The sequence below is a fragment of the Psychrobacillus glaciei genome (genome assembly GCF_008973485.1).
Taxonomy (GTDB): Bacteria; Bacillota; Bacilli; order Bacillales_A; family Planococcaceae; genus Psychrobacillus; species Psychrobacillus glaciei.
Genome location: NZ_CP031223.1, coordinates 1,929,546 through 1,950,734 on the forward strand (window position 1 = coordinate 1,929,546; position 21,189 = coordinate 1,950,734).

Genomic DNA, 21,189 nt, shown 5'->3' on the forward strand with positions numbered 1-21,189 from the left:
GAAAATGACTTATTCATCACATGAAATAGATGAGGAACAAATGAGGGAGCTAATTGAGTTCTGTCAGGAAGATTATTTTTTGCTTGGAATATTAAAAAGTAAAAAATTGATATTCAAACAAACAGCATATATTGAAGGCAAACTGGTTGGGGTAATAATGGCATGGAAAAATGATTTTCATCCATACTGCACATATTTTCGCCTTTTAACAAATCCTTTTTATAGTAGTTGGAATATTGAAAGTCTGCTACTTGCTAAATTGGGAAAACAAAGCCTTCCTTTACAAACGTCGATATGGGAATCTACTACTAATCTGAAACAATTGTATGAAGCAAATGGTTTTAAAGAAATTAGAAGAACCTATATGCCAGTTTTGAAAGTAGATGCAGTAGATTTAGAGATTGTGAATGATTGTTCTATCAAGAAGTTGAAAGAACTATTAATCAATCCAACTTTGAAAATTAAACTTTTACAATTCGTTAGAAAGACGTATGAAGAGACGCATTTGGATAATCCAGTAGCAGATAAATCGTTGGAAGAATGGGAAAAGCTTCTGATTGAAGATGTCCTAGTAGAGGGTAGCTTCATTTATTTAGATAAATTAGAACAAAATGTTAAAGCATATTCTTTTCTTCACGAATCTGATCAACCTAATACACTGGAATTGGGGTGGTGTGGAGGTGTGGAATTTGATTTCCTTCACTCCTTGCTTCTTACACAACTACATTATGCAAAAGAGCATAATGTTGAATTCTTACAAGGAGAATTTGATACTACTAGTCCATATGCAATGTTCTCACTAAGTGCACTTCCGTTTGCCCCTTCCTCTGCATGGGTAACGTATCGAAATTAATAATTAAACTTAAAAAATTGGAGACAATACCATGATTCAATACGAAAACGAAAATGTTAGAATTTACCAAAGCTCTTTATATGTAACTACGTCAGCAGTGATTGAACTTGATGAAGCAATTATTTTGACCGACCCTAATTGGCTACCACAAGAGGTTGAGGAAATTAGGATATATATTAACCAAATAATAAAAGACAAACAGCTTTATATTATTTACACACATAGTGATTTTGACCATATTATTGGTTCAGGTGCATTTCCTAACGCGAAAGTGATAGCTACAAATAAGTTTAGCGAAAATAAACATAAAGAGGAAGCGATGAATCAAGTACATACATTTGATCAAAAGTACTATTTACAGCGAAATTATAAACCTGTATATCCTCAAGTGGATCATATCGTATCAAAAGATGGACAAGAATTAGCGTTAGGAACAAGTAAGTTAACATTTTATTTAGCGCCAGGTCACACTGATGATGGTTTATTTACAGTGATTGAGCCTTCTGGAATATTCCTTTCAGGTGACTATTTATCAGATGTTGAATTTCCATTTATATATAGTAGTTATCTTGATTATCTTAAAACTATAGCTAAAGCCAATGACATATTTTCTAGACACAATATTTCCATTCATGTTCCTGGACATGGTCATACAACTGAAAACGTTGAAGAAATCCAAAGTAGAATAGAGTTTTCCGAAAATTATCTAAATCATCTATTGGATGATCTAGATAATATGGAAGAAGTATTGCAACGTAAATATCCATTCTTTGAAGGTATGAAAAAATTGCATAATGATAATAAGGAGTTGGCAATGAAAGAAATGGAAAAACCAAGTTGATGTTGACTAATCCAAAGTTGAATTAAAAAATATAAGTTTAATTATAATTTGAAATAGAGGGAGAATACAAATGAATGGGAAGTTCTACCAATGATTGCTCAAGGAATAATAGTTCAAGGTAATAGTGTTTTAATGGTTAAGCTGTACGTCCAAAGGGGGAATATCGTTTGGAATTTTCCAGGTGGAGGTGTAGAAGAAAATGAAACACCTGAACAAGGTTGCGTCAGCGAAGTAAAAGAGGAAACTGGTTACGATGTTCAAATAACAAAACTGCTGCATGAAAAAAATTATAATTACACATATTTAACAGAAATTATTGGAGGTGAACTTTTTCTTGATAGAGAGAAAGAATATAACCAAGATATCCTTGAAACTGCATGGATTGATTTAAGCAACTCCTATCCATTTGACTCTTTTACTAAGCCTTTGTTGCAACGATATTTGAATGAAATAGAAGTGAAAAATGGTTAGTTTTCTATATAAGTTACCAATTGACTAAAAAAGAGATTAGAAAATGAATTGAAGCTTGGTTTATATAAAAACGAATTGTATAGCACATATCTGAAGTACAGCAATTACAGATATGGTGGCAAAGTCGATAATAGACATATTAGTTGGTGTGGCCGATATAGAAAGAGTAGATATACCCTTCATGAAAGCTTTACATCAAGCCGGCTTTTGAAGACTTAAAGTGGAGAGACCGGGTGAAATCGTGTTCGCTAAATTTACGGATGATACGTTTGAAGTGAAAACACATTTCAATCATGTAGTTGATTATGACAAAGAACCTTGGAGAAACCTAGTTTTTTTCAAAGATTATTTAAATGCAAATGAAAAAGCTAGAGAAGAATATAAAAGGTTGAAAATAAGCTATTCCGCCAACGGAAATATGAAAATAAAGGAATAAACCGAATTAAAGGAGCTATTCGTGAAAAGTATTCTTGCTAAAAGAAATAACTAGGAGGTTGAATTATTTTTGATTACGAATTTATATTTTGTTAGACATGCACATTCTACCTATACACCAGACGAGCTTGGAAGACCATTGTCTGAACGTGGAATGACAGATGCAAAGAGAATGACTAGACTTCTGCAAATGGAGGAAATAGATCATGTCGTTTCTAGCCCATTTAAGAGAGCAATGCAAACAGTTGAAGGGATTGCTAATGAATTAGGTAAAGATATCGAAATTATTGATGGTTTTAAAGAACGGTTATTGTCGGACCGGCCAGTAGCAGACTTTAACGAGGCGATCAAAAAAGTTTGGTCTAATTTTGATTTTTCTTTAGATGGCGGTGAATCAAATAACATCGCTCAGGAAAGAGGCGTTGCAGCAACTATTCAAGTTCTTGATAAATACAACGGTCAAAACGTTGCTATCGGAACGCATGGAAACATTATGGTGTTAATCATGAACTATTTTGATCCACAATATGATGTTCATTTCTGGGAGCAGCTTGCAATGCCTGATATATACAAACTCACTTTTCATGAAAAGCATTTAATAGAAGTGATAAGAATCGATGAAAATAATATCTGATCTAACACTGACTATATATGTAGCTTTGAATTAAAGTTTGATAATTTATAATAGAGATTGATAATTTCGAATAAAGTCTGATGCAATTTAATTGATACACTGAAATCCTCAGTTCAGTAATCAGGCCATTTAACGGAGTAACTTCTAGAATAGAGAGAAGAGGTAGGTGAAGTTTGATGATATTGGAATTAGATAAAGCAGAATATAGTAAGTGTAGAAATTTGTTAAATGAACAAGGGCAATTGGAAGCAATAGCAGTTGTTGAAAGAATAAATCCGGGTCGTATATTTGTAGATAATATTAATAACCCGGCATCTGGCCTTATTTGGTTAGGAAATAATGATGGATTTATATTTTTTGGAAGTGAGCAAAACGAGGGGTTTAATAATGGATTAAACCATTTTATTAACAAAGTAATCATTCCAGAAGCAAAAAAAGTCCAACTAAAATGGTTCGAAGGAATTGGCAATCATGAAAAATGGGATAACATAATTGAAAAAGTTTTTGAACATCGTAAATTAGATACCTGGAATCAAAGGGTTTACTCCTTACAGCTAGGTGACTATAAAGGTCATTCTGAACCTATAATAGATCAAGGATATAAGGTTATTAAAATCTCTGATACCGTTCTTGAAAATAGTGATAATTCAATAATAAACATTGGATTTTTACAATCAAAAATATTAGATTTTTGGTCCTCAACTGAAACTTTCATTAGTAAAGGAATGGGGTATTGTATTATTCATCAAAATGAAGTTGTGAGTATTTGTTTTTCAGGTTTTGTTGTTGGAAATGTACACTGCATAGATATTGAAACATTAGAGGCTCATCAGAGGAAAAAATTAGCACAAAGGGTAGTGCACAGTTTTGTTAAAGATTGCTTGAAGAAGAATATTGTTCCGTATTGGGATTGTATGGAAATGAACAAGCCTTCTGTTGCAGTTGCAGAGAATATGGGGTTCGGAAATATATTTAATTATGTTGGCTATCAATTTTTACTCGAATAATTAGGTTGAAGAAACTTTGACTATTCCGCAATCGGGTGCGATTGTGCAGCAACACAGTTAAGAAAAGGGCAAGTAAGGTCCAAAAGTATTGCCTAATGGTTTATTCAATGGGGGGGGCATATGCCATTAGGATTGCAGTTGAACAGGCGAATTTGAAAGGATTAATCTTATGTGATTATCCTGCGAAATATTCTTCTATTCCTACTTCATGGTCAGATAAAGTAATTAGTAATGGATTTATAAGGGAAGAAAAGAAACATGTAGTGATAGGTATTCAAAAAGATTCAATGCAAACAGAGCTTTATCATGAATTATCGCTTCTAGATATACCAGTAAAAATTTTTAAAGGTGGAACAGATGGGTCACTTTTAAAAGAAAGTGAATTGGAAAAATATAGATGGTACTTTAAGGATATAACTATTTGTGAAATACAGGAAGCAGGACATAAATTATGAATGCCTGAAAAAGGCCATTTTATAGGAAGTATAAATGATTTCTTATAAAACTAGATATTTTCAATTTAAGGTGAGGGTTCTATATTGTGACTATAAAAGGCTTAAATCATTTGTTGTTTTCTGTGTCAAACCTAGAAAAATCAATTAAGTTCTATCAAGATGTTTTTGAAGCAAGGCTATTAGTGAAAGGAAGAAGTACAGCCTATTTTGACCTAAATGGTATATGGCTTGCTTTGAATGAAGAAAAAGATATACCTCGTAATGAAATAACGGAATCCTATACACATATAGCTTTTTCAATTGAAGGAGTAGACTTTGAAAATACATATAAAAAACTCCGGGATTTAGATGTAAATATCCTTGAAGGCCGTCAAAGAGATGCAAAAGATAAAAAATCTATTTACTTTACGGATTTAGATGGGCATAAATTTGAATTCCATACTGGAACTCTTCCAGACAGAATGGATTATTACAAGACGGATAAAGAACATATGGAATTTTTCGATTAAAGTGTTATTAAAAGTAGCGGAGGTATGATTTTGAGTAAAGTATGTAACCAATGCCAATCAGAAATGACTGAAGGCTGTGATGTATTAGTAGAAGGTGTCATGTACGGGATAAAAGTAAAGAAAAGAAGAAGAGGATTGTTTAAGAGTATATCTGCCAAACCCAAAGCAGCTGTTTGCCCAAACTGTGGTTATGTTGCACTGTATATTAATAATTATGAAGAGTTTTCCGATTGATGAAAAAAAGAAAAGGAAGTGCAAAATATGAAAGCAATTATTTTTGACTTTGATGGAACTCTTGCCAACACTTTACCGATTTGTTATTACTCTTTTCAAAGCGTATTTAAAGAGTTTGACAACAGAGACCTTTCAAATGAAGATATTAAAGCTATGTTTGGTCCGTCTGAGACAGGAATTATTAAAGAAAATCTTATTCATTTGAACAAAGAGCAAGCAATTGAGATGTATTATGAAAAGTACTTAGAAAATCATCTGCAATTGGTTAAACAAAATCATGAAATGGATGAATTGTTAAAATATATAAAAAATTCGGGATTAAAGCTTGCTATTGTCACGGGAAAAGCAAAGAGAAGCTTAGATATTTCGTTAAGAGCACTTCAAATGGAAGACTTGTTTGAGGTACTAGTAACTGGGGATGATGTGATAGATCCGAAACCTCATCCAGAGGGAGTTATTAAGGCGTTATCATTCTTAAATGTCCAAAAAGAGGATGTGATATTCATAGGGGACAGCGAGGCAGATATAGTAGCGGGTTTGCAAGCTGAAGTTGTTACAATTGGCGTACAATGGTTAGAGGATTATCAAACTGTTGAATTTACTACACAGCCTAATCAAGTATTTAAAGAAATTAATGATTTCAAACAATTTTTACAAGAAAGTATACTTCAAACTAAGCGATGAAATATATTCTAGATCGAGCTTATGCCAGAGAATTACTTGATTATGCTAACCAACTTAATCCAGGTCCATGGTATAAACACTCACTTAATGTTGCAAAAGCAGCTGAATTTATTGTTTATGAACTGACAAAAAATGGTCATAGTCTAGATTGTGATATTGCTTATAATGCTGGATTACTTCACGATATTGGTAGGTATAAAGGGTTTACTAGATCAGTTATCCACTCCTATGATGGTTATAAGTTCTTGGACGAACTTGGTTATAAAGGAAATGCAATGATATGCGTTACACACTCATTTCCTTGTGAAAATAAAAATATTGAAACAGCTGCTGATTGGACAATTGTCCCACCATATATGAAAGATAAGTTAGTGGATGTTTTAAATGGGAATAGTAATTATGATTTATACAATAAAGTAATTACCCTATGCGATGCTTTAGCGGATGAAAGTGGATTTACAACCCTTGAGAAACGTTTCATTTCAGTTGGTATGAGGCATGGTACAGACGTTAATACCGCCATCCGTTGGAAAGGTTTTTACGAGATTAAAAAAGAGATAGAGTCGTTAATCCATAAAAGTATATATAAGCTCTTTCCAACTATAGAACAGTCTATTTATACTGATGTGGAGTACTAATCAAAGGTTGTTTAAGAGGATAATCCAAAAAATTGCTCATTTTGAAGAGAGAAATAATATGATCAGTTATTGTTATAGGGAGTTATAACATTGGAATGTTTGCACAATTATATTTCAAATATAACGTACATAGAAACTGCACCATCAATTGTTTGGTTATGTCTAACAATTGTGGTGCAGTTCATATAAGGATGGAGGTTACTCCAAAGATTGATTGTAGTGTTAGTAATATAGTCAACTTACTAAATAGAAAATAAGAAAGAATTTTTTCAGCACCTCGTTAGCCCTTCAGAATAGTCTAGCATCAGTTCTTCTCCTATAAGGTCAAAAAAGCTTGGAACTTCAAGGTTGATATTATTTTTAATTATGTTGATGATACGTTCTTTTAAATCCTGTTCTAGATCTTCACGGTAGTCATTTCTTGTTTGAAATAATACACTTTGCAGTTTGGGTTCCAGCTGTTTTATAATTGACAGAATATCATTTTCATCCATTTATTCACCTCCTTTTCTTTTTTTTATACTACCATTAACAACATTTTCTATACTGTGGACGGCATTTTCAAGGGATTCTAGTTTATTTTCAAAACGATGTAAGAGGTAGATACTAACGACAATAGGAAATCCAAAGTTTCCAATTAATTGTACGATGTTCCCTGCATCAATCATGGGTAATCTCCTTTCTAATATTTTTTATTACATTTCTTCTTGTCTTTGAGACAGCTTGTTGAGTAATACCTAAATATTGAGCAATTTCTTTATCTGTCATTTGCCTTACGTAAACAAGTGAAAGTATTTCCTTTTGCCTATCAGTAAGTTTACTTAAACAATCAAACAAGTTATTGCTAGATATATGGTCAACAATGCCTTTAGAAAAACCATTTGAATCGGAAGAAAATGATTTCTCGAGATAAATTGGCGAAAGATCTAAATTACTTGTAAGATTTAATTGGTTTCTATTTTTATAAGCTCGCATCTTTCTATCAAAATGTTTACTCTCATAGTGTAAAACTTTTATTAGATAGGATATAATTCTGTAATTTTGGTAATGTTTCTTAAATTTTGAATCAATCTCTAATTTTAATTCTTCTGAATTAGTAGCTTTGAATTCTTCAAATAGTGTTCTGTTGGAAGGAAATCTTAAGAACTCTTGTATTATCTTCTGTTTTTCGGAACTCACTTTATCACCCCTCCACAAATAAGAATCAAAGTTCTGATTTGGCGTGTGAAAAATAACGTGTTACTTCCTGATATTAAGATATATCTTGTCCTATAAAGGGAATTTCTTCGTGCTATTAACAACCACTTTTCAAAAAAACTTTTTTTATTAGAAAATACGGTGTGCGTATGATGATTGCGTAAAGTGTAAGCATTAGATGTTTGATATTATACGTCTTAAGATACAATTAAGTGAAATAAATATTTAGTAAAAAGTAATTGTTCTTACCTAAATATTACTATAAATCAAACGTATATAGAACAAAAGTAGGTTGGGAAATATTGTTTTATACTTATATATATTCGTACGTAAATACTTCTAATTTCATAAAAGAAGGAAATTTTAATAATATATAATAACTTTTGGATTTCAGGCATATCTATATATTATACTTGTTAATCACCTAATTAACTTCGTTGTAAAATGTCGAGCGATTGATAAAGGTTTTTTAAAATTTTTAAAGAACTAATATATGTACTACGTTCATAGAGGTGGGGAAAAATGAGTAGTCTAGGGTATATCATCAAACAAGAGAGATTAGACCAAAAAATCAAACAGTCCGTATTAGCAAGGGGGATCTGTTCTACTTCCTATCTCAGTAAAATCGAGAATAATTCGACTGTTGCGAGCGAAGAAGTAATAACATTTTTACTGAAAAGGCTGAATTTAGAGATAGGTAAGTTGTCAAACGAAGAGGAAAATAGGTTCATAGAAGCTTTTTATGAACAATATAAAAGAGCAGTTATTCAAAGGGATAAGGTATGGATCAGAGCATCCTTAAATGAGTTTTCTGTTCAAAAGATCTACTTTTTGAAACTAACAAATTTTTATACCTATAACCTTTATATGTTTCGATTAATGTTGATACTGAATGAAAAGCAAGAAATCTTACAATCCGCATATGATGTGATCATAAAAACGGAAGAGAAATTTGACGAAAAGCAAAGATTTTTATCAAATTTAAATATAGGAATTTATTTATATTTAAATGGTGACTATTACAAAGCGCTAAGTAGATTAGAAAGATCCTTGAAATTTGTGAGTAATGTTTCGAATGAAGAATGGGAGGTAGCAGATTTTCACAATGTACTTAGTTTGATTTACTTTAAATGTAATGAGTTTTTTAACACAATTAATTACGCTTCTAAATCATTGAAGTACTATAAAGACAATCTCCTATTTGAAAGAGCTATTGATAGCTATATCGTTATGGGAGTTGCACATAAAAAAATGAGAAAATATGAAGAAGCAGAAAAAAATTATAATCTAGCAAAAAAATTAGTGATAGATTATAAACTGGTTAATTATGAAGGGATGATTTATCAAAATATAGGTTCATTGCATGCAATACAGGGGAGTCATGAGAAGGCAATTGAGCATTACAAGCTCAGTTTAAAATGCAAGGAAGAAAACTTTAATACGGAAGGATATTTTATAACTATTCTTTCTATAATTAAGGAGTATTCCAAGCAAATTAATCATGTAGAGGTCATTAGATGGTGTGAAAAAGGTTTTGAGGCAATAGAGGATCTAAAGAATGAATATCATAAAGAATACCATTCCTATTATTGTCATCTAGAAATATATAGAGCTCTCCATTCTTCAACCGATGAGCTTGAAGTAGTACTAAAGAGAGGAATAAGTCATTTCGAGATGATCAATGACGATCGGCATATACAAAAGTATTCCATTTTATTGGCGAATTATTATTTTAAACAAAGTAAATTTAAAGCAGCTGATTTATATTATCAAAAATCAATACAAGTTCTGTTTAAACAAAATTTTATTACGAAGTGGGAGGATTTGTGAATTGAAAAAGAAAAACGTATTGTTGTGTTTATCTTTAGTTTTGATCTTGATCTTAAGTTTTACAACCAACATTAGTAATACTGCTAAAGAAGAAGAAGTACCGAGACCTACATCAATAGAATACTCATCCTTTATATGAAACTATTTGTTGTTAATTAGTACTTCTAAATATGTAATGCATACTCATCAGCCTAAGGGGCTGATGAGTACCTTTTTATGAATAGAAATAAAAGAGGTGTATATGAAATGGATTGTACAATTTCACAACATTTCTGTAAAAGGCGAGATGTCTCTATATAGTTATACTAGTCGCACTTTTTTACTCGGCTTCGAGCTTTGACCACTCAATGTTTGGTTCCTTCACTAATCGCATAGCTTTATTTCCAGCAAACAAAAATCCAATAAATATCAAACCTGAAAATACAATACCTAATGCTTTTCTAACGATAATTAAATGCATAAACGCATCTACACCATGATCTATAATTAGCCAGACCATAATGGAGTTCATGAGAAGTCCCCTAATAACGAAAATGGCAGTAACGAACTGAAATAGCTTCACATTCCCTTTCATAAAATATAATTTTTTACTTTTTTCTCTCGAGTATCCTTGTAGGTACATGAATTCAACTGCAAGATAAATTGCTAAAGGTTTTTGCATAATCATTGAAAAAATATAAATTGAAGTAAATGCATAACTCAACCAAACAGAATTCCAAAGCATTTGAATGGCAGACCCAGCAAGTAAATCAAGTATAGAACTAAGCATTAGTGAAGAAATAATGAAAAAACCAATCATATTAAATTGCCGGTCTTTCATGAAACGATAAATAGTATAGACGATTGCAGGAATTGTAGATAATAACATTGCATAATAGTCACCTATAAAACCTCTACCATGTGTCCAAATGAAATAAGGTAAACCTAAATATACAATTAACTCTAATAAGATATAGTTTATTTTCATTTTAATATTCCTTCTCTTTTAGTTGGAAATAATGAGTAATTGCTTTTTCTATAAAGTCTACAATAGCTTGTTCGAATCGATAAAATCCAATATCGCCTTTTCCTTCTTTTTGTTTATTCCATACTTTTTCGGCAAATTTAAAATTCCCGTTGAAGTCTCTTTCAAGTAGATTAATCCATCTGGTTGCCAAATCTTGAGCCTTTGGACTTGAAATATCAATATGAATGTTTTGTCTAATATCGTTTATTAACGTAGTGTAGACCTTTATTGTATCAGTATCGTCTCCAATTTTCGGAAGTTGTATTAGATATTGAACTTCATCCTTGGAAAAATGTTTACTCCAAATCTTTTCATATACTTCTATAGGAGTGGGAGAGGAATTCATTGGAATACGATCAAAAACATCTTTCCAATTTTCTAAATCTTCAAATTCACTCACTTGAAGTAAATACCGAATAGATCGTTTACGTTCCTCGATACGTTCCTTCTCTACTTCTAACACTTTTAATTGCATTGCAAGAGCTTCTTTATGACTCAAATTTTGATTTTCCAACATTTGTCTTATAGAGATTAAATTAAAGCCCATTTCCTTTAATACCTTAATATAATGTAATTTAATAACATCTTTTTCTTCATAGTATCGATGCCCTCCATCACTCAAATATGATGGGGTCAACAGTCCTATTTCATCGTAGTAACGGAGCGTTCTTACTGTTGAATTGCTCATATTCGCCAAATTTCCAATAGAATACACGAGGCACCTCCATATCTAAATCTTATAATCATTATAGAACCTTACGTTACGTTAGAATCAAGCATTATTTTAAATAATATGATATTTTAGAAATTATTGAATAGATTACCAAATGTCAATATAATAAAGTGAATGTACATATATTTTCACAAAAAAAAGTAATTACTTCAGAGTATTAATAATAAAGGAGGTTAACATATTGAATGAAAAGCTATTATTTGCTGAAACAGAGGGACTTATTTTAAGACCTTTTCAAGATGATGACTATGAAAATTGGTATAAAGGGTTTAATGATCGTCTACAATCACAATACAAATACGATGATGGGTTTTCGGATATGTCTTATTCTACTGAGGAATGGTTTGTCAAATGGATCGATGGGTTTCGGCAAGCTGCTGAAAAAGATGAAATGTACATATTAGGAGTATTTCGAAAAGAAGATGGAGTAAATGTTGGAAAAGTAGAATTAATCACAATTCTAAGAATGGATTATCAATGGGCAATGATGGGATATTCGATACATAATCAGTTTTGGAAAAATGGGTATGGTGTTGACAGTGTGAACGCAGCAACTAAACTATTCTTCTCTGAATTAAATTTTCATCGTATTGAATTGCATATAAATACGGATAATGAACCCTCTAAAAAATTAGCCGAGCAGGCTGGATTTGCTTTTGAATGCAATCGAGAACAATTCTCTCTAGAAAACGATAAATGGACGGATTTTCTGATTTATTATCAAAACAATAACTGAAAATAATATACAGATATACTTTATCACTCAAACTACAGAGGTGAGAAAATGATAGAAACCTTAGCAAAGCAGATTCCTATTATTAGTAATTTTATAGACATAGTTCAAATTAAAAAAGGATTTTCAGCAGATGAAAAGTATCTAATACATTTTGATAATCATAAGTTACTTCTTCGGTTGTTTAACCTAGCAGAGCTTGAATCTAAAAAGATAGAGTATTCTATTTTAAAGAGAATGCAGGATTACAATGTTATGTGCTCACGACCGATTACTATTGGTGAGATAGGAAATCAAGGGTATATGATTACAACCTATATAGAAGGTAAAGATGCTGAAGAAGAAATCCGAAATTACACAGATCAAGAACAATTTAGTATTGGCATTGAGGCTGGTAAAGAATTAAAGAAAATGCATCAATATGTTGCCCCTAATCATGTCTCATCGTGGTATTCAAGAAAAGTGGAAAAACATAAGAAATACATGGACGCATACTTAAAATGTGGCGTTAAAGTAAAGAATGATCAAAAAATAATGGATTTTATTGATAACAATATTCACCTAATGAAACAACGACCAAACTTATTTCAACATGATGATTTCCATGTTGGGAATATCATTGTTAATAACAGGGGATTCTCGGGAGTAATTGACTTTAACAGGTATGATTGGGGTGATCCAATTCATGAATTTCTTAAAATTGGAATTTTTAGCAGAGAAATAAGTATTCCTTTTTCAATTGGACAAATCAGAGGGTATTTTAATAATGAAGAGCCCGATGAATACTTTTGGAGGATGTATTCACTCTACTTAGCCATGTGCGTTTTTTCTTCTGTGGTATGGACTTTAAAAACTATTCCAGATGACATGAATAAGATGTTAGATAAAGTGTATATGTTTTTAGAAGATCATGATTACTTCAGTAAATTAAAACCTAAGTGGTACATCTAGAAACTACTTGTGGCGATCAATTGTAAAAAAATGAGGAGCGCGAAAATTAATTAGGTAATGGATTATGGTAAGTATAAGTATTAAAACTTCCTAACCATCTTCATTCTTTTTAGTTTAATAGAGAATGAGATATTGCTGATAATACTTTTAATCTCTTGAGTGTGGGTAATACGTACTATGCTTTTTAAAAAGGTGTAAAAAAAGTGTCCATTTCTTTGACCTCTACTATTTATTATCCCAAAGAAAGATAGGAACTGTAAAAAGCAAAATCCTTATTTGCAAGAACAACATAAAACCCTCATTTATTAGGATTTAAGGAGTCAGTTACTTACTACTTAATTAAATTTCATATGACCACTTTTTGAGAAGGTCTTTCATCAGTTTGCTAAACTGTTGGCGGCCTTTTCTTCTATGTTTTCCATCATAAATAGAAACATCCAAATCTCTACACTCCATTTGAAGTGTACTAGAGTTTACTCCATTTCTTGAATCCCCTGAATTGAAGGAGCTCATACTATATGAAATATTAATCTGTCATGGTAAAATATACTATAAATATAAAAAATTAAATGAATGGAGAATGAATGAATGAAATCAATTAAAATGAGACTAGGATTCATAACTTGTTTAATCCTCCTGGGTTGGTCTTACGAAGAAGCTTACGCTGAGTCAATATGGACATCTAAATGTTCATCATATGGTGAAATTAAACCAAACCAAAATCCTGCTTTTCAGCATTTGAACTGCTTACTTACGAATGCGGCTTTAGAAGCAAAAATCCCACCCGAAGTTGTAAAGGCTGTGGCTTCAAAAGAAAATGGGGCTTGGAAACAATTTGATGAGAATGGTGAGCCTGTAATATCAAAAGATAACGGGATCGGAATTATGCAAATCACCAATCAACTAGGATATGATCAAGAGAAATTAAAATATGATATCAACTACAATATTAAGGTAGGCGTCGAAATTCTTAGCGACATGTATGGTCGTAAAGATCTTCCAAAAATAAAAGGGACAGGACGAGAAATAATTGAAAATTGGTACTTTCCCATCATGGCTTATAACGGTACAAAGCCTAGCAACAGTCCTATTTATCAGTCTAGTGGATTGAAGAACATAGATGCCTATCAAGAAAAAGTTTTTGCATTTATTGAAAAAGATAGTTACATAAATAATACGAAATTAGGGCAGTTCCCTTTTAATACAGCTGATTTTGAATATGACCCTAACAGCAGTAAAAATATTTATTTCAAAAAAATGGAATATACTTTAACGAATCAGATGCATACTACTGCATATCAATTTCAAATAGGAGACAAGGTGGAGATAACAGAAAACACTGTAAACCTAAGGTCACAACCTAGTACTTCTTCAGTTGCAAAAACCATAGCAAACAATACTACATTGACTATAGATGGGAATTTTTTATATGACCAATCTTTAACAAGTATTAATCAATTTGTATGGTACCCAGTTAAAACACAGGATCAAAAGTTAGCAGGATATATTTCCTCTGCTTACATTACGAAGAAGCTAGATGTACCGGCTGTAAAAGTTATGTGGGGAAAAACAGAATTAAAATTAGGACAAACAGGTAAAGTTACTATTCTGTCTAATACAAACTTGGTAAAAATGGAGAGTAACGGTTCATTGTCTACGGTCCGTACTTTGAAAAAAGGCGAAGAATACCGAGTTTATAGTTTTAATAGTAATCTTGGCGGTTTATACGGTGTGGGTGGTGGAAATTATATTCAGAACTCCGCAAATATAAAATACGAAACACCTTCTAAAAGCAAGTTAGCATTACTTTCTCAATAACCAAAGCACCAATAGTAAATCCAACTTCATTTGCCGTGAAGTTGGATTTTTAAATTGCACTAATATGCTTTATGTCTATCGAAATGGTTTATTGTTCTCTTGAATTGTTAAATTGGAGATATTAATTTATGGCTTTCTGACATCTCTAATAGGTCAAAACTTTGTTTGCTTGTAATAACTAGATTAGGTTTAATCTGCCATAAAATTTACCTGAAAAGGGTGAGGCAGTCTGTAAAGCACCTACATCGTTGGAATCAGAAACATAAAGACTCTATAGCACCATTGTTCGTCACCACTTTCGCCAACCATAGAATAATTATGATTGCTTTTTCAATATTTTCATTCTCTATGGTGAAGCCCTTATTTTGCGTTTAACGGATGTAAAACTGTTAAATAAGTTTATTTAATTAGGTTTTCGTGATTGTGAAGGTCATAACTGTAAATTAAAATCATACAAAAATTTAATAATGCTTAGTTATGTCTTTTTTGTTGTGGTCGGTATTAAATTTTAATAAAGGACTCCCTCATATGGTTTTATTTATATAGAATAGAGGTTATTAAACTACGATGGGGTTGTTATAAGAAGGATTAACGCAAAAACAACTGAAAATCGATCAATGAAGACGGAAATATGAAGATAAAGCTGTTTTCGAACGAGTTGAACCTGAATATAGAGGTTTTGAAAAAACTAATGTAATTATGATGAGTGTTGATTCTGGAAGGATTAACGCTTTTTTTCTTGTACTTCTCTAGCTCCCATGAAAATTAAAAAATGCTCAAAATCGAATAAATTACATAACAAAAGAGATACCGAAAATTATGAGGCCACCTGACTTACATATAATATTTTATTATAAGCGTCTTCTAATTGGATATTTATGTTAATATATGAATGAGATTGTGAAGGTTTACACTTAAACTAACGCAGCAGGTTAGTTCAATAAGGTAATTGGATTCATGTGGTAAAATTAGTTATTCAATTTAACTTAATGCTTGGAGGGATTTATAGCGATGGAAGCAATTGTGTTATATCTAGCAGGATTGTTTGTTCTATTTATAGTTATCAAAGTAGCTGTGACTAAAGGTATTAACAATTCAATAATTGGAGAAGTGTTTGAGAAACAATATGGAAAAAGAGATGAAGAAAAAGGAATTAGTGAATTGTTGGAAAAATACGGCGAAATAGAAGATGATGTTAAGAAATAAGTTGTTAAACTAACGGGTGCTTTACTTCAATAGGGAGTAGAGCCTTTTTTACCAACGCAGCAGTTTAGTTCAATAAGGTCATAATGGAAAATTAGGGGGAGAAGATGAAGAAAGGAAAATTGTTGTTAATCATATTAATTATCTTGCTCGGTGTAATATTTGGCTGTTCAGTTAATAAAGTCGAATTTGATGACAAAAATATTATTTTTAATGTTGTTAAAACCGAGTCAACCGATGAGTATGAATCTTATTCGATTGAAATATCAAATAAAACTGGATTTGATTTAACTCATCTTACGTTTTATTTAAGTTACCCGATAAAAACATCCAATGGATCAAAAGGTAATCCTTTTGCGGTTGAAGGAAAAACTAATACAAATAGACCAATAAATTTAAAATCAGGTGAGACAATAACTTTTTCAATTTTTGCACCTATTAAAGAGGTTTTTGGTGAATCCCAACTACTTAAATTTGAAGATCCAAGTATTAAGTTGCAAGGGTATTATAAAGATGAAAAAGAGGAAATCCCATTTGGTATTGTTGGTGGATTGAGCGTTTTTGTTAATTAATATTCAAATTCGTTCTTCAACTAACGGAGTGCTTTACTTCAATAAAGGGGTAAAGCCTTTTTCCTTATTGTGTTAACGCAGCAGTTTAGTTGAAGAAGGAAATTTAAGGCATTGACTTACTGAGTTAGATTATTTAGAATAATAGGAAATATAATATCATAAACGCTTTGATTAGGAATATTAAGGAAATGTTTTTGTGTAGAGAGCTGTCGGTAGGTGCAAGACAGTCAATTATTTCCCCAACTCGTCTATGAGTGGATAGATTGATATGTAAATCTATACGGGTAACTTCCGTAAACAAGTTCCCAAGAAGTTTCGTTAGAGTTAAACGAAACAAGAAGAGTGGTACCACGATAAAAAACCTATCGTCTCTTTTAGAGACCTGGACTAACCTAAAATAGTGAGACAATATAAAACACCTTCGGTAATGGTACACTTAAAACAAGTACTTAAATCGGAGGTGTTTTTGCATGGGCAAAAACGTGTATACAAGCGAGATTAAATGGGCAGTCGTCAAAGAAAAAATGAGTGGTAAACTAACAACGAAAGAAATTATGGAGAAATACGGAATTAAGAATAAATCTCAAGTTGAGACATGGATGAGATGGTATAGAGCGAATGAAATTCATCGTTTTGACCAACCGATTGGGAAACAATATACGTTTGGGCATGGGCCTGATTTTAAAAGTGAAGAAGAGAAGAAAGATACGCAGATGAACCATTTAAAAATGGAGAATGAGATTCTAAAAAAGTATTTGGAAATGATAAAGGAGTTGAAAAACACATAGTTCTTCAAATCGTGGAAAAGTTCCGGAAAAACTATACAGTAAGTGTCATTTTATCAGCCTTAGAAATACCACGTTCCAGCTTTTATCGTTGGTTAGCTGAAGGTGTTGAGAAGATTTTAACCTTAGCAGAAGAAGCAATCATCGAACTATGCAAGAAAACGAAATACCGCAATGGTCATCGTAAAATAAAGGCGTTATTGAAAAGAGATTATGGAATTAAATTAGACCGCAATACCGTTCAGAAAACCATGCAAAAGTTTCATCTTCAATGCAAAGTAAAGCAAAAAAGAAAATGGAAATCTCAAGGTGAGTCAGTAGTAATTGCCCCAAATGTATTGAATCGTAACTTTATAGCTAGTAAACCGAACGAAAAATGGGTAACGGATATTACGTATATTCAATATGGTAGCGTCACATTATATCTTTCGACGATCATGGATTTATATAACAATGAAATTGTCACTTATAAGCTTTATAATCACCAACAGACTCCGTTAGTCATGGATACGTTGCGTGAAGCGTTAATAGCTCGCGGAAACCCCCAAGGTGTTATTGTTCATTCTGATCAAGGAAGTGTCTATACATCGTATGCTTATCAAAATGCCTTGAAGGAAAACCATTTAGTTAGCAGTATGTCCAGACGTGGAAACTGTTGGGATAATGCAGTAATTGAGTCCTTTCATTCTAGTTTAAAAACAGAAGAGTTTAGCCTAGCCAAGTTTAATTCATTAAGTAATGTCAGTGTTGTGCAAAGAATTGACGAGTATATTCGTCATTACAATGAAGAACGGATCCAAGAAAAATTAGGCTACCTTACGCCAAAAGAATTTGGCATTGCGGCAGCCTAAAAAGGTGTTTTATATGTGTCTCATATCGCTAGGTCAGTTCAACCGTAGGTTTTTTTATTTTTATAATAAAAGAAATAATTAAGGGAGGCATATTAAATGAATGAGAGCTGCTTTATATGTAACAAACATAATGGGAGAGTTAATACCTCTGGTATTACGATTTATGAAGATGAGTATGTTTTAGTCGGTCATATTGATAAGAAAGCGAAACAAAATTACTTAGGGCACATTATGGTCGATTTGAAAAGACATGTGCCATCCCTTGCTGAAATGACAATACAAGAAGCAAAGGCTTTTGGGATTGTTATGTCTAAAGTAAGTAAAGCTCTAAAAGAAACTGAAAATGCAGAGCATGTATATGCACTTGTTTCTGGGAATTCAGTCCCTCATTTACATCTACATTTGGTAGCACGATATCCTAATACGCCTAAAGAATTTTGGGGTCCTATGGAAGTGTATGGTTGGGCTGAAGCACCTATGGGTGGTAACGGTGAAGTAATTGAGCTTTGTAGACGAATAAAAACCTTTTTACAAAAAGAAGCTCAAAGTGAACTATCATGACTGAGTATCAATGGGTAGGTAGTCAAAAAACATTTGTGGATGAAATTGATATTCTAAAAACCGATAATAATATGATTTTAGGACGTTTTGGTGGGAATTCATCAGCAGGACAATACAAGAATGAGGATGGTTGTTTAATCTGGGAAGATCAAGATAATAATTGGGAATTTGTTATAATACTTGATGCTCATAACTCTGCCCAAAGTGCAGAACTCGTTATAAATACTTTTAAAAGTAATAAGGAGCCTATAAATAAACATCTTAATTTGGAAATTAATGAAGCATTCATTAATATTAAAAAACATATCTTAGGTATATTTTGTGGTAATAAGTTTAAAGCGGCTTGCGAGAAAGTAATAGGAGAAACAGCATGTCTAATTGTTATAAGAAAAGAAAATTATCTTTGGTGGTTTTCTATCGGAGATTGTGTTCTCCTTTTAAATCATCCTGAATTATCATCATTAGGTGAGTATCAACAAAACCATAGAAGTTTTTATGAATGGATAGGACAAAATAGTACGTTTAATAAAAAAGTACCTTGTTATAGTTCAGGAACGAAAGAATTAAGAAAGGGCGAAAATCATATATTCCTTACTACTGATGGTCTTATAGAATGTCCGAATACAACCTTCAATCTTCCAGAGGCGATATTTGAAAAGTTTGTTGGTTTATCAAATGAAAATGGTGTGAAGGAATTACTTAAGATAATTAAGAAGTGTAATGTTCGTGATAGTACAACAATAGTATCCTGGAAAATAATCAATGAAAAAAATGCTACAATGCCAAGTGATGTTAAGTAAGATATAGGAGTAAAAAAAAGATGAAAATTAGATTGGCCACGTCAAACGATCAGCAACAAATGGTGAATGTATTAAATAAGGCGACGTTAGGTTTGCAAGCAAAGGGGATTTACCAGTGGGATTACCCTTGGGATATAAATAAAATTGTAACCGAAATAAAAAATAATTATGCGTATGTATTATTATTAGATGAAGATATAGTTGGGACTTTTTGTATAAAGGATATAGATGCTTTAAGTGAATTAACAATTGATTCTAAAAGTAATTACTTGTCTCAAATTGCCATTTTGCCAGAATACCAAGGTAATAATTATGGTTCCGAAGTAACGGACTTTGCTTGTTCTTTTGCAAAGGAAGGAAATAAGACGATGTATTTAGATTGTTGGGCTGGAAATAAAAAGTTAATAGACTTCTATTTGAATCATGGTTTTGAGTATCTAGGTGATTTTCCTGAAGAAGATTATTTCATCAGTATTTTTATATTTAACTAATTATAAACCTTATTCAACTAACGGGTGCTTTACTTCAATAAGGAGTAGAGCTTTTTTACAAGATAAGAAAGTATATGGTTTTTCCTGCTGCTAAACCAGTGTTCATAGTGCTTTAAAGGATTATTTTACCCCGACGGATTTCTGTTTCAGGAGGGCTCTTTCCTCGGGTTGAGCGATGAGGCATCACCGCCGCATTCGCAAGCTTGCGATGGCTCATCTGTCTAACTCATGATGGCGCTGAAAAACAAAAATCAGAAATTAAAGTCACCATTTGAGAAGTATATTTACCTTATAATTAGTCTTACATCCCCACAAACTCCCTAAAAATTGATGTAAATACGGGATATCATTTTTATTTTTTGAATAATAGTGACTTTTTCAGTGGCCTCTCACTCATCCCGATGGAATTGCCACTTTTCACTACAATCCATTAAGTGAGTAGTACCTTATAAAAAAATATGAAATTAATAAACTAGAAATCGAGTATTCACAACGACTTGAAATGCTTTTTAATGGTGACTACCTTACGTAGGAGTTCCTATATGTTTTTACTTTTACCGTCCATAGAATACATGAATATGTGGGTAGATGATTAGAGTTGGTGGAACCTAAAAAAATAGGTAGCATCTATAGATAAAGAAGCGCTGAGCGGACGAAATTGTATCTTCGTCCGCTTTTAAAAGAATAAGAAAGGATTTATTCTCTCATTAACCAAAACAAATGCATTATGTCTTTACATATTTCAAGAAGGCGACGGACAAACAGCCGCCCCAAGATTACCGAAAAAAATAGCTCGTGAAGTGACGCAGTCACTTCACGAGCTAAATTACTACGTTAATAGTGTAGCTGATGTTTCGTCCAAAGCACTCTAGAAATAGAGAAGACAAGGTGCACTTA

Annotated in this window: 25 protein-coding genes, 1 pseudogene and 1 other annotated feature; of the genes and pseudogenes, 21 read left to right on the plus strand and 5 right to left on the minus strand. The window is 32.1% G+C overall.

Going from position 1 to position 21,189, the window contains the following annotated elements:
• Positions 1 to 4: 4 nt before the first annotated feature.
• The 11 genes and pseudogenes from PB01_RS08895 to PB01_RS08950 all read left to right on the plus strand — a co-directional run bounded on the left by PB01_RS08895 (position 5) and on the right by PB01_RS08950 (position 6,761).
• Positions 5 to 853: a hypothetical protein gene (locus PB01_RS08895; RefSeq protein WP_151699880.1), complete on the plus strand. Its 849-nt coding sequence runs from the start codon at positions 5 to 7 to the stop codon at positions 851 to 853.
• A 31-nt stretch (positions 854 to 884) separates the two neighbouring features.
• Positions 885 to 1,694, plus strand: a complete 810-nt coding sequence (locus PB01_RS08900) for an MBL fold metallo-hydrolase (RefSeq protein ID WP_151699881.1) — start codon at positions 885 to 887, stop codon at positions 1,692 to 1,694.
• Between the two features lie 90 nt (positions 1,695 to 1,784).
• On the plus strand, positions 1,785 to 2,165 hold the full coding sequence (locus tag PB01_RS08905; protein WP_151699882.1) for an NUDIX hydrolase: 381 nt from the start codon (positions 1,785 to 1,787) through the stop codon (positions 2,163 to 2,165).
• 103 nt (positions 2,166 to 2,268) lie between these two features.
• Positions 2,269 to 2,601 (plus strand): annotated as a pseudogene (locus tag PB01_RS08915) (GrpB family protein).
• Between the two features lie 72 nt (positions 2,602 to 2,673).
• Entirely contained in the window at positions 2,674 to 3,234 is a 561-nt protein-coding gene (locus PB01_RS08920; RefSeq protein ID WP_151702013.1) for a histidine phosphatase family protein, read from the plus strand.
• Positions 3,235 to 3,410: 176 nt separating this feature from the next.
• Entirely contained in the window at positions 3,411 to 4,241 is an 831-nt protein-coding gene (locus tag PB01_RS08925) for a GNAT family N-acetyltransferase (protein ID WP_151699885.1), read from the plus strand.
• Positions 4,242 to 4,336: 95 nt separating this feature from the next.
• Entirely contained in the window at positions 4,337 to 4,696 is a 360-nt protein-coding gene (locus PB01_RS08930; RefSeq protein WP_151699886.1) for an alpha/beta fold hydrolase, read from the plus strand.
• A gap of 86 nt (positions 4,697 to 4,782) precedes the next feature.
• The gene (fosM, locus tag PB01_RS08935; RefSeq protein ID WP_151699887.1) at positions 4,783 to 5,205 is read left to right on the plus strand and encodes a FosM family fosfomycin resistance protein; all 423 of its coding nucleotides are present in this window, start codon (positions 4,783 to 4,785) and stop codon (positions 5,203 to 5,205) included.
• Between the two features lie 30 nt (positions 5,206 to 5,235).
• Positions 5,236 to 5,439 (plus strand): nucleic acid-binding protein, encoded by a 204-nt coding sequence (locus tag PB01_RS08940; RefSeq protein WP_151699888.1) that lies wholly within the window; start codon positions 5,236 to 5,238, stop codon positions 5,437 to 5,439.
• 27 nt (positions 5,440 to 5,466) lie between these two features.
• Positions 5,467 to 6,123 (plus strand): HAD family hydrolase, encoded by a 657-nt coding sequence (locus PB01_RS08945; protein WP_151699889.1) that lies wholly within the window; start codon positions 5,467 to 5,469, stop codon positions 6,121 to 6,123.
• Positions 6,120 to 6,761 (plus strand): HD domain-containing protein, encoded by a 642-nt coding sequence (locus PB01_RS08950; protein WP_151699890.1) that lies wholly within the window; start codon positions 6,120 to 6,122, stop codon positions 6,759 to 6,761. The genes PB01_RS08945 and PB01_RS08950 overlap by 4 nt, the downstream gene beginning before the upstream one ends.
• 269 nt (positions 6,762 to 7,030) lie before the next feature.
• Here the strand turns inward: PB01_RS08950 and PB01_RS08955 are convergent, their stop codons facing one another.
• The 3 genes from PB01_RS08955 to PB01_RS08965 are packed head-to-tail and all read right to left on the minus strand — an operon-like array spanning position 7,031 to position 7,940.
• The gene (locus tag PB01_RS08955; protein ID WP_151699891.1) at positions 7,031 to 7,255 is read right to left on the minus strand and encodes a hypothetical protein; all 225 of its coding nucleotides are present in this window, start codon (positions 7,253 to 7,255) and stop codon (positions 7,031 to 7,033) included.
• Complete coding sequence (locus tag PB01_RS08960; protein ID WP_151699892.1) at positions 7,256 to 7,429, minus strand: YvrJ family protein; 174 nt, start codon at positions 7,427 to 7,429, stop codon at positions 7,256 to 7,258.
• Positions 7,422 to 7,940, minus strand: coding sequence for a sigma-70 family RNA polymerase sigma factor (locus PB01_RS08965; RefSeq protein WP_192797524.1), 519 nt, complete (start codon positions 7,938 to 7,940; stop codon positions 7,422 to 7,424). The genes PB01_RS08960 and PB01_RS08965 overlap by 8 nt, the downstream gene beginning before the upstream one ends.
• Positions 7,941 to 8,480: 540 nt before the next feature.
• On the opposite strand from PB01_RS08965, the gene PB01_RS08970 reads away from it, so the two are divergent.
• A complete protein-coding gene (locus tag PB01_RS08970; RefSeq protein ID WP_151699894.1) occupies positions 8,481 to 9,788 on the plus strand; it encodes a helix-turn-helix transcriptional regulator in 1,308 nt (435 codons plus the stop codon).
• Positions 9,789 to 10,107: 319 nt separating this feature from the next.
• On the opposite strand, the gene PB01_RS08975 is transcribed toward PB01_RS08970, so the two are convergent.
• Both PB01_RS08975 and PB01_RS08980 read right to left on the minus strand, forming a co-directional pair.
• A complete protein-coding gene (locus tag PB01_RS08975) occupies positions 10,108 to 10,755 on the minus strand; it encodes a VC0807 family protein (protein WP_151699895.1) in 648 nt (215 codons plus the stop codon).
• A 1-nt stretch (position 10,756) separates the two neighbouring features.
• Positions 10,757 to 11,509 carry a MerR family transcriptional regulator gene (locus tag PB01_RS08980; RefSeq protein WP_151699896.1) on the minus strand — a complete coding sequence of 251 codons (753 nt, stop codon included), beginning with the start codon at positions 11,507 to 11,509 and terminating at the stop codon, positions 10,757 to 10,759.
• A gap of 199 nt (positions 11,510 to 11,708) precedes the next feature.
• Here PB01_RS08980 and PB01_RS08985 point away from each other — a divergent pair, with 199 nt between their 5' ends.
• The 9 genes from PB01_RS08985 to PB01_RS09025 all read left to right on the plus strand — a co-directional run bounded on the left by PB01_RS08985 (position 11,709) and on the right by PB01_RS09025 (position 20,292).
• Entirely contained in the window at positions 11,709 to 12,263 is a 555-nt protein-coding gene (locus PB01_RS08985) for a GNAT family N-acetyltransferase (RefSeq protein WP_151699897.1), read from the plus strand.
• Between the two features lie 48 nt (positions 12,264 to 12,311).
• On the plus strand, positions 12,312 to 13,211 hold the full coding sequence (locus tag PB01_RS08990) for an aminoglycoside phosphotransferase family protein (protein WP_151699898.1): 900 nt from the start codon (positions 12,312 to 12,314) through the stop codon (positions 13,209 to 13,211).
• Between the two features lie 588 nt (positions 13,212 to 13,799).
• The gene (locus PB01_RS08995) at positions 13,800 to 15,029 is read left to right on the plus strand and encodes an SH3 domain-containing protein (protein ID WP_151699899.1); all 1,230 of its coding nucleotides are present in this window, start codon (positions 13,800 to 13,802) and stop codon (positions 15,027 to 15,029) included.
• 1,011 nt (positions 15,030 to 16,040) lie between these two features.
• Positions 16,041 to 16,235: a hypothetical protein gene (locus PB01_RS09000; RefSeq protein ID WP_151699900.1), complete on the plus strand. Its 195-nt coding sequence runs from the start codon at positions 16,041 to 16,043 to the stop codon at positions 16,233 to 16,235.
• 104 nt (positions 16,236 to 16,339) lie between these two features.
• Positions 16,340 to 16,804 carry a hypothetical protein gene (locus tag PB01_RS09005; protein WP_151699901.1) on the plus strand — a complete coding sequence of 155 codons (465 nt, stop codon included), beginning with the start codon at positions 16,340 to 16,342 and terminating at the stop codon, positions 16,802 to 16,804.
• A 158-nt stretch (positions 16,805 to 16,962) separates the two neighbouring features.
• Positions 16,963 to 17,180: a binding site (T-box leader), on the plus strand.
• Positions 17,181 to 17,274: 94 nt separating this feature from the next.
• Positions 17,275 to 18,440 (plus strand): IS3 family transposase gene (locus PB01_RS09010; RefSeq protein WP_151699902.1). Its coding sequence is split into 2 segments (ribosomal slippage): positions 17,275 to 17,551 and positions 17,551 to 18,440, totalling 1,167 coding nucleotides; the frame shifts between segments, so codons are not numbered across the junction.
• Between the two features lie 96 nt (positions 18,441 to 18,536).
• Positions 18,537 to 19,001, plus strand: coding sequence for an HIT family protein (locus tag PB01_RS09015; protein ID WP_151699903.1), 465 nt, complete (start codon positions 18,537 to 18,539; stop codon positions 18,999 to 19,001).
• The gene (locus PB01_RS09020; protein ID WP_151699904.1) at positions 18,998 to 19,801 is read left to right on the plus strand and encodes a PP2C family serine/threonine-protein phosphatase; all 804 of its coding nucleotides are present in this window, start codon (positions 18,998 to 19,000) and stop codon (positions 19,799 to 19,801) included. The genes PB01_RS09015 and PB01_RS09020 overlap by 4 nt, the downstream gene beginning before the upstream one ends.
• A gap of 20 nt (positions 19,802 to 19,821) precedes the next feature.
• A complete protein-coding gene (locus tag PB01_RS09025; protein ID WP_151699905.1) occupies positions 19,822 to 20,292 on the plus strand; it encodes a GNAT family N-acetyltransferase in 471 nt (156 codons plus the stop codon).
• Positions 20,293 to 21,189 lie beyond the last annotated feature (897 nt).

Coding starts and splice junctions, on each gene's coding strand:
- PB01_RS08895 (WP_151699880.1), top strand. CDS start 5: ATGACTTATTCATCACATGAAATAGATGAGGAACAAATGAGGGAGCTA.
- PB01_RS08900 (WP_151699881.1), top strand. CDS start 885: ATGATTCAATACGAAAACGAAAATGTTAGAATTTACCAAAGCTCTTTA.
- PB01_RS08905 (WP_151699882.1), top strand. CDS start 1,785: ATGATTGCTCAAGGAATAATAGTTCAAGGTAATAGTGTTTTAATGGTT.
- PB01_RS08925 (WP_151699885.1), top strand. CDS start 3,411: ATGATATTGGAATTAGATAAAGCAGAATATAGTAAGTGTAGAAATTTG.
- PB01_RS08930 (WP_151699886.1), top strand. CDS start 4,337: ATGGTTTATTCAATGGGGGGGGCATATGCCATTAGGATTGCAGTTGAA.
- PB01_RS08945 (WP_151699889.1), top strand. CDS start 5,467: ATGAAAGCAATTATTTTTGACTTTGATGGAACTCTTGCCAACACTTTA.
- PB01_RS08950 (WP_151699890.1), top strand. CDS start 6,120: ATGAAATATATTCTAGATCGAGCTTATGCCAGAGAATTACTTGATTAT.
- PB01_RS08955 (WP_151699891.1), bottom strand. CDS start 7,255: ATGGATGAAAATGATATTCTGTCAATTATAAAACAGCTGGAACCCAAA.
- PB01_RS08960 (WP_151699892.1), bottom strand. CDS start 7,429: ATGATTGATGCAGGGAACATCGTACAATTAATTGGAAACTTTGGATTT.
- PB01_RS08970 (WP_151699894.1), top strand. CDS start 8,481: ATGAGTAGTCTAGGGTATATCATCAAACAAGAGAGATTAGACCAAAAA.
- PB01_RS08975 (WP_151699895.1), bottom strand. CDS start 10,755: ATGAAAATAAACTATATCTTATTAGAGTTAATTGTATATTTAGGTTTA.
- PB01_RS08990 (WP_151699898.1), top strand. CDS start 12,312: ATGATAGAAACCTTAGCAAAGCAGATTCCTATTATTAGTAATTTTATA.
- PB01_RS08995 (WP_151699899.1), top strand. CDS start 13,800: ATGAAATCAATTAAAATGAGACTAGGATTCATAACTTGTTTAATCCTC.
- PB01_RS09000 (WP_151699900.1), top strand. CDS start 16,041: ATGGAAGCAATTGTGTTATATCTAGCAGGATTGTTTGTTCTATTTATA.
- PB01_RS09005 (WP_151699901.1), top strand. CDS start 16,340: ATGAAGAAAGGAAAATTGTTGTTAATCATATTAATTATCTTGCTCGGT.
- PB01_RS09015 (WP_151699903.1), top strand. CDS start 18,537: ATGAATGAGAGCTGCTTTATATGTAACAAACATAATGGGAGAGTTAAT.
- PB01_RS09020 (WP_151699904.1), top strand. CDS start 18,998: ATGACTGAGTATCAATGGGTAGGTAGTCAAAAAACATTTGTGGATGAA.
- PB01_RS09025 (WP_151699905.1), top strand. CDS start 19,822: ATGAAAATTAGATTGGCCACGTCAAACGATCAGCAACAAATGGTGAAT.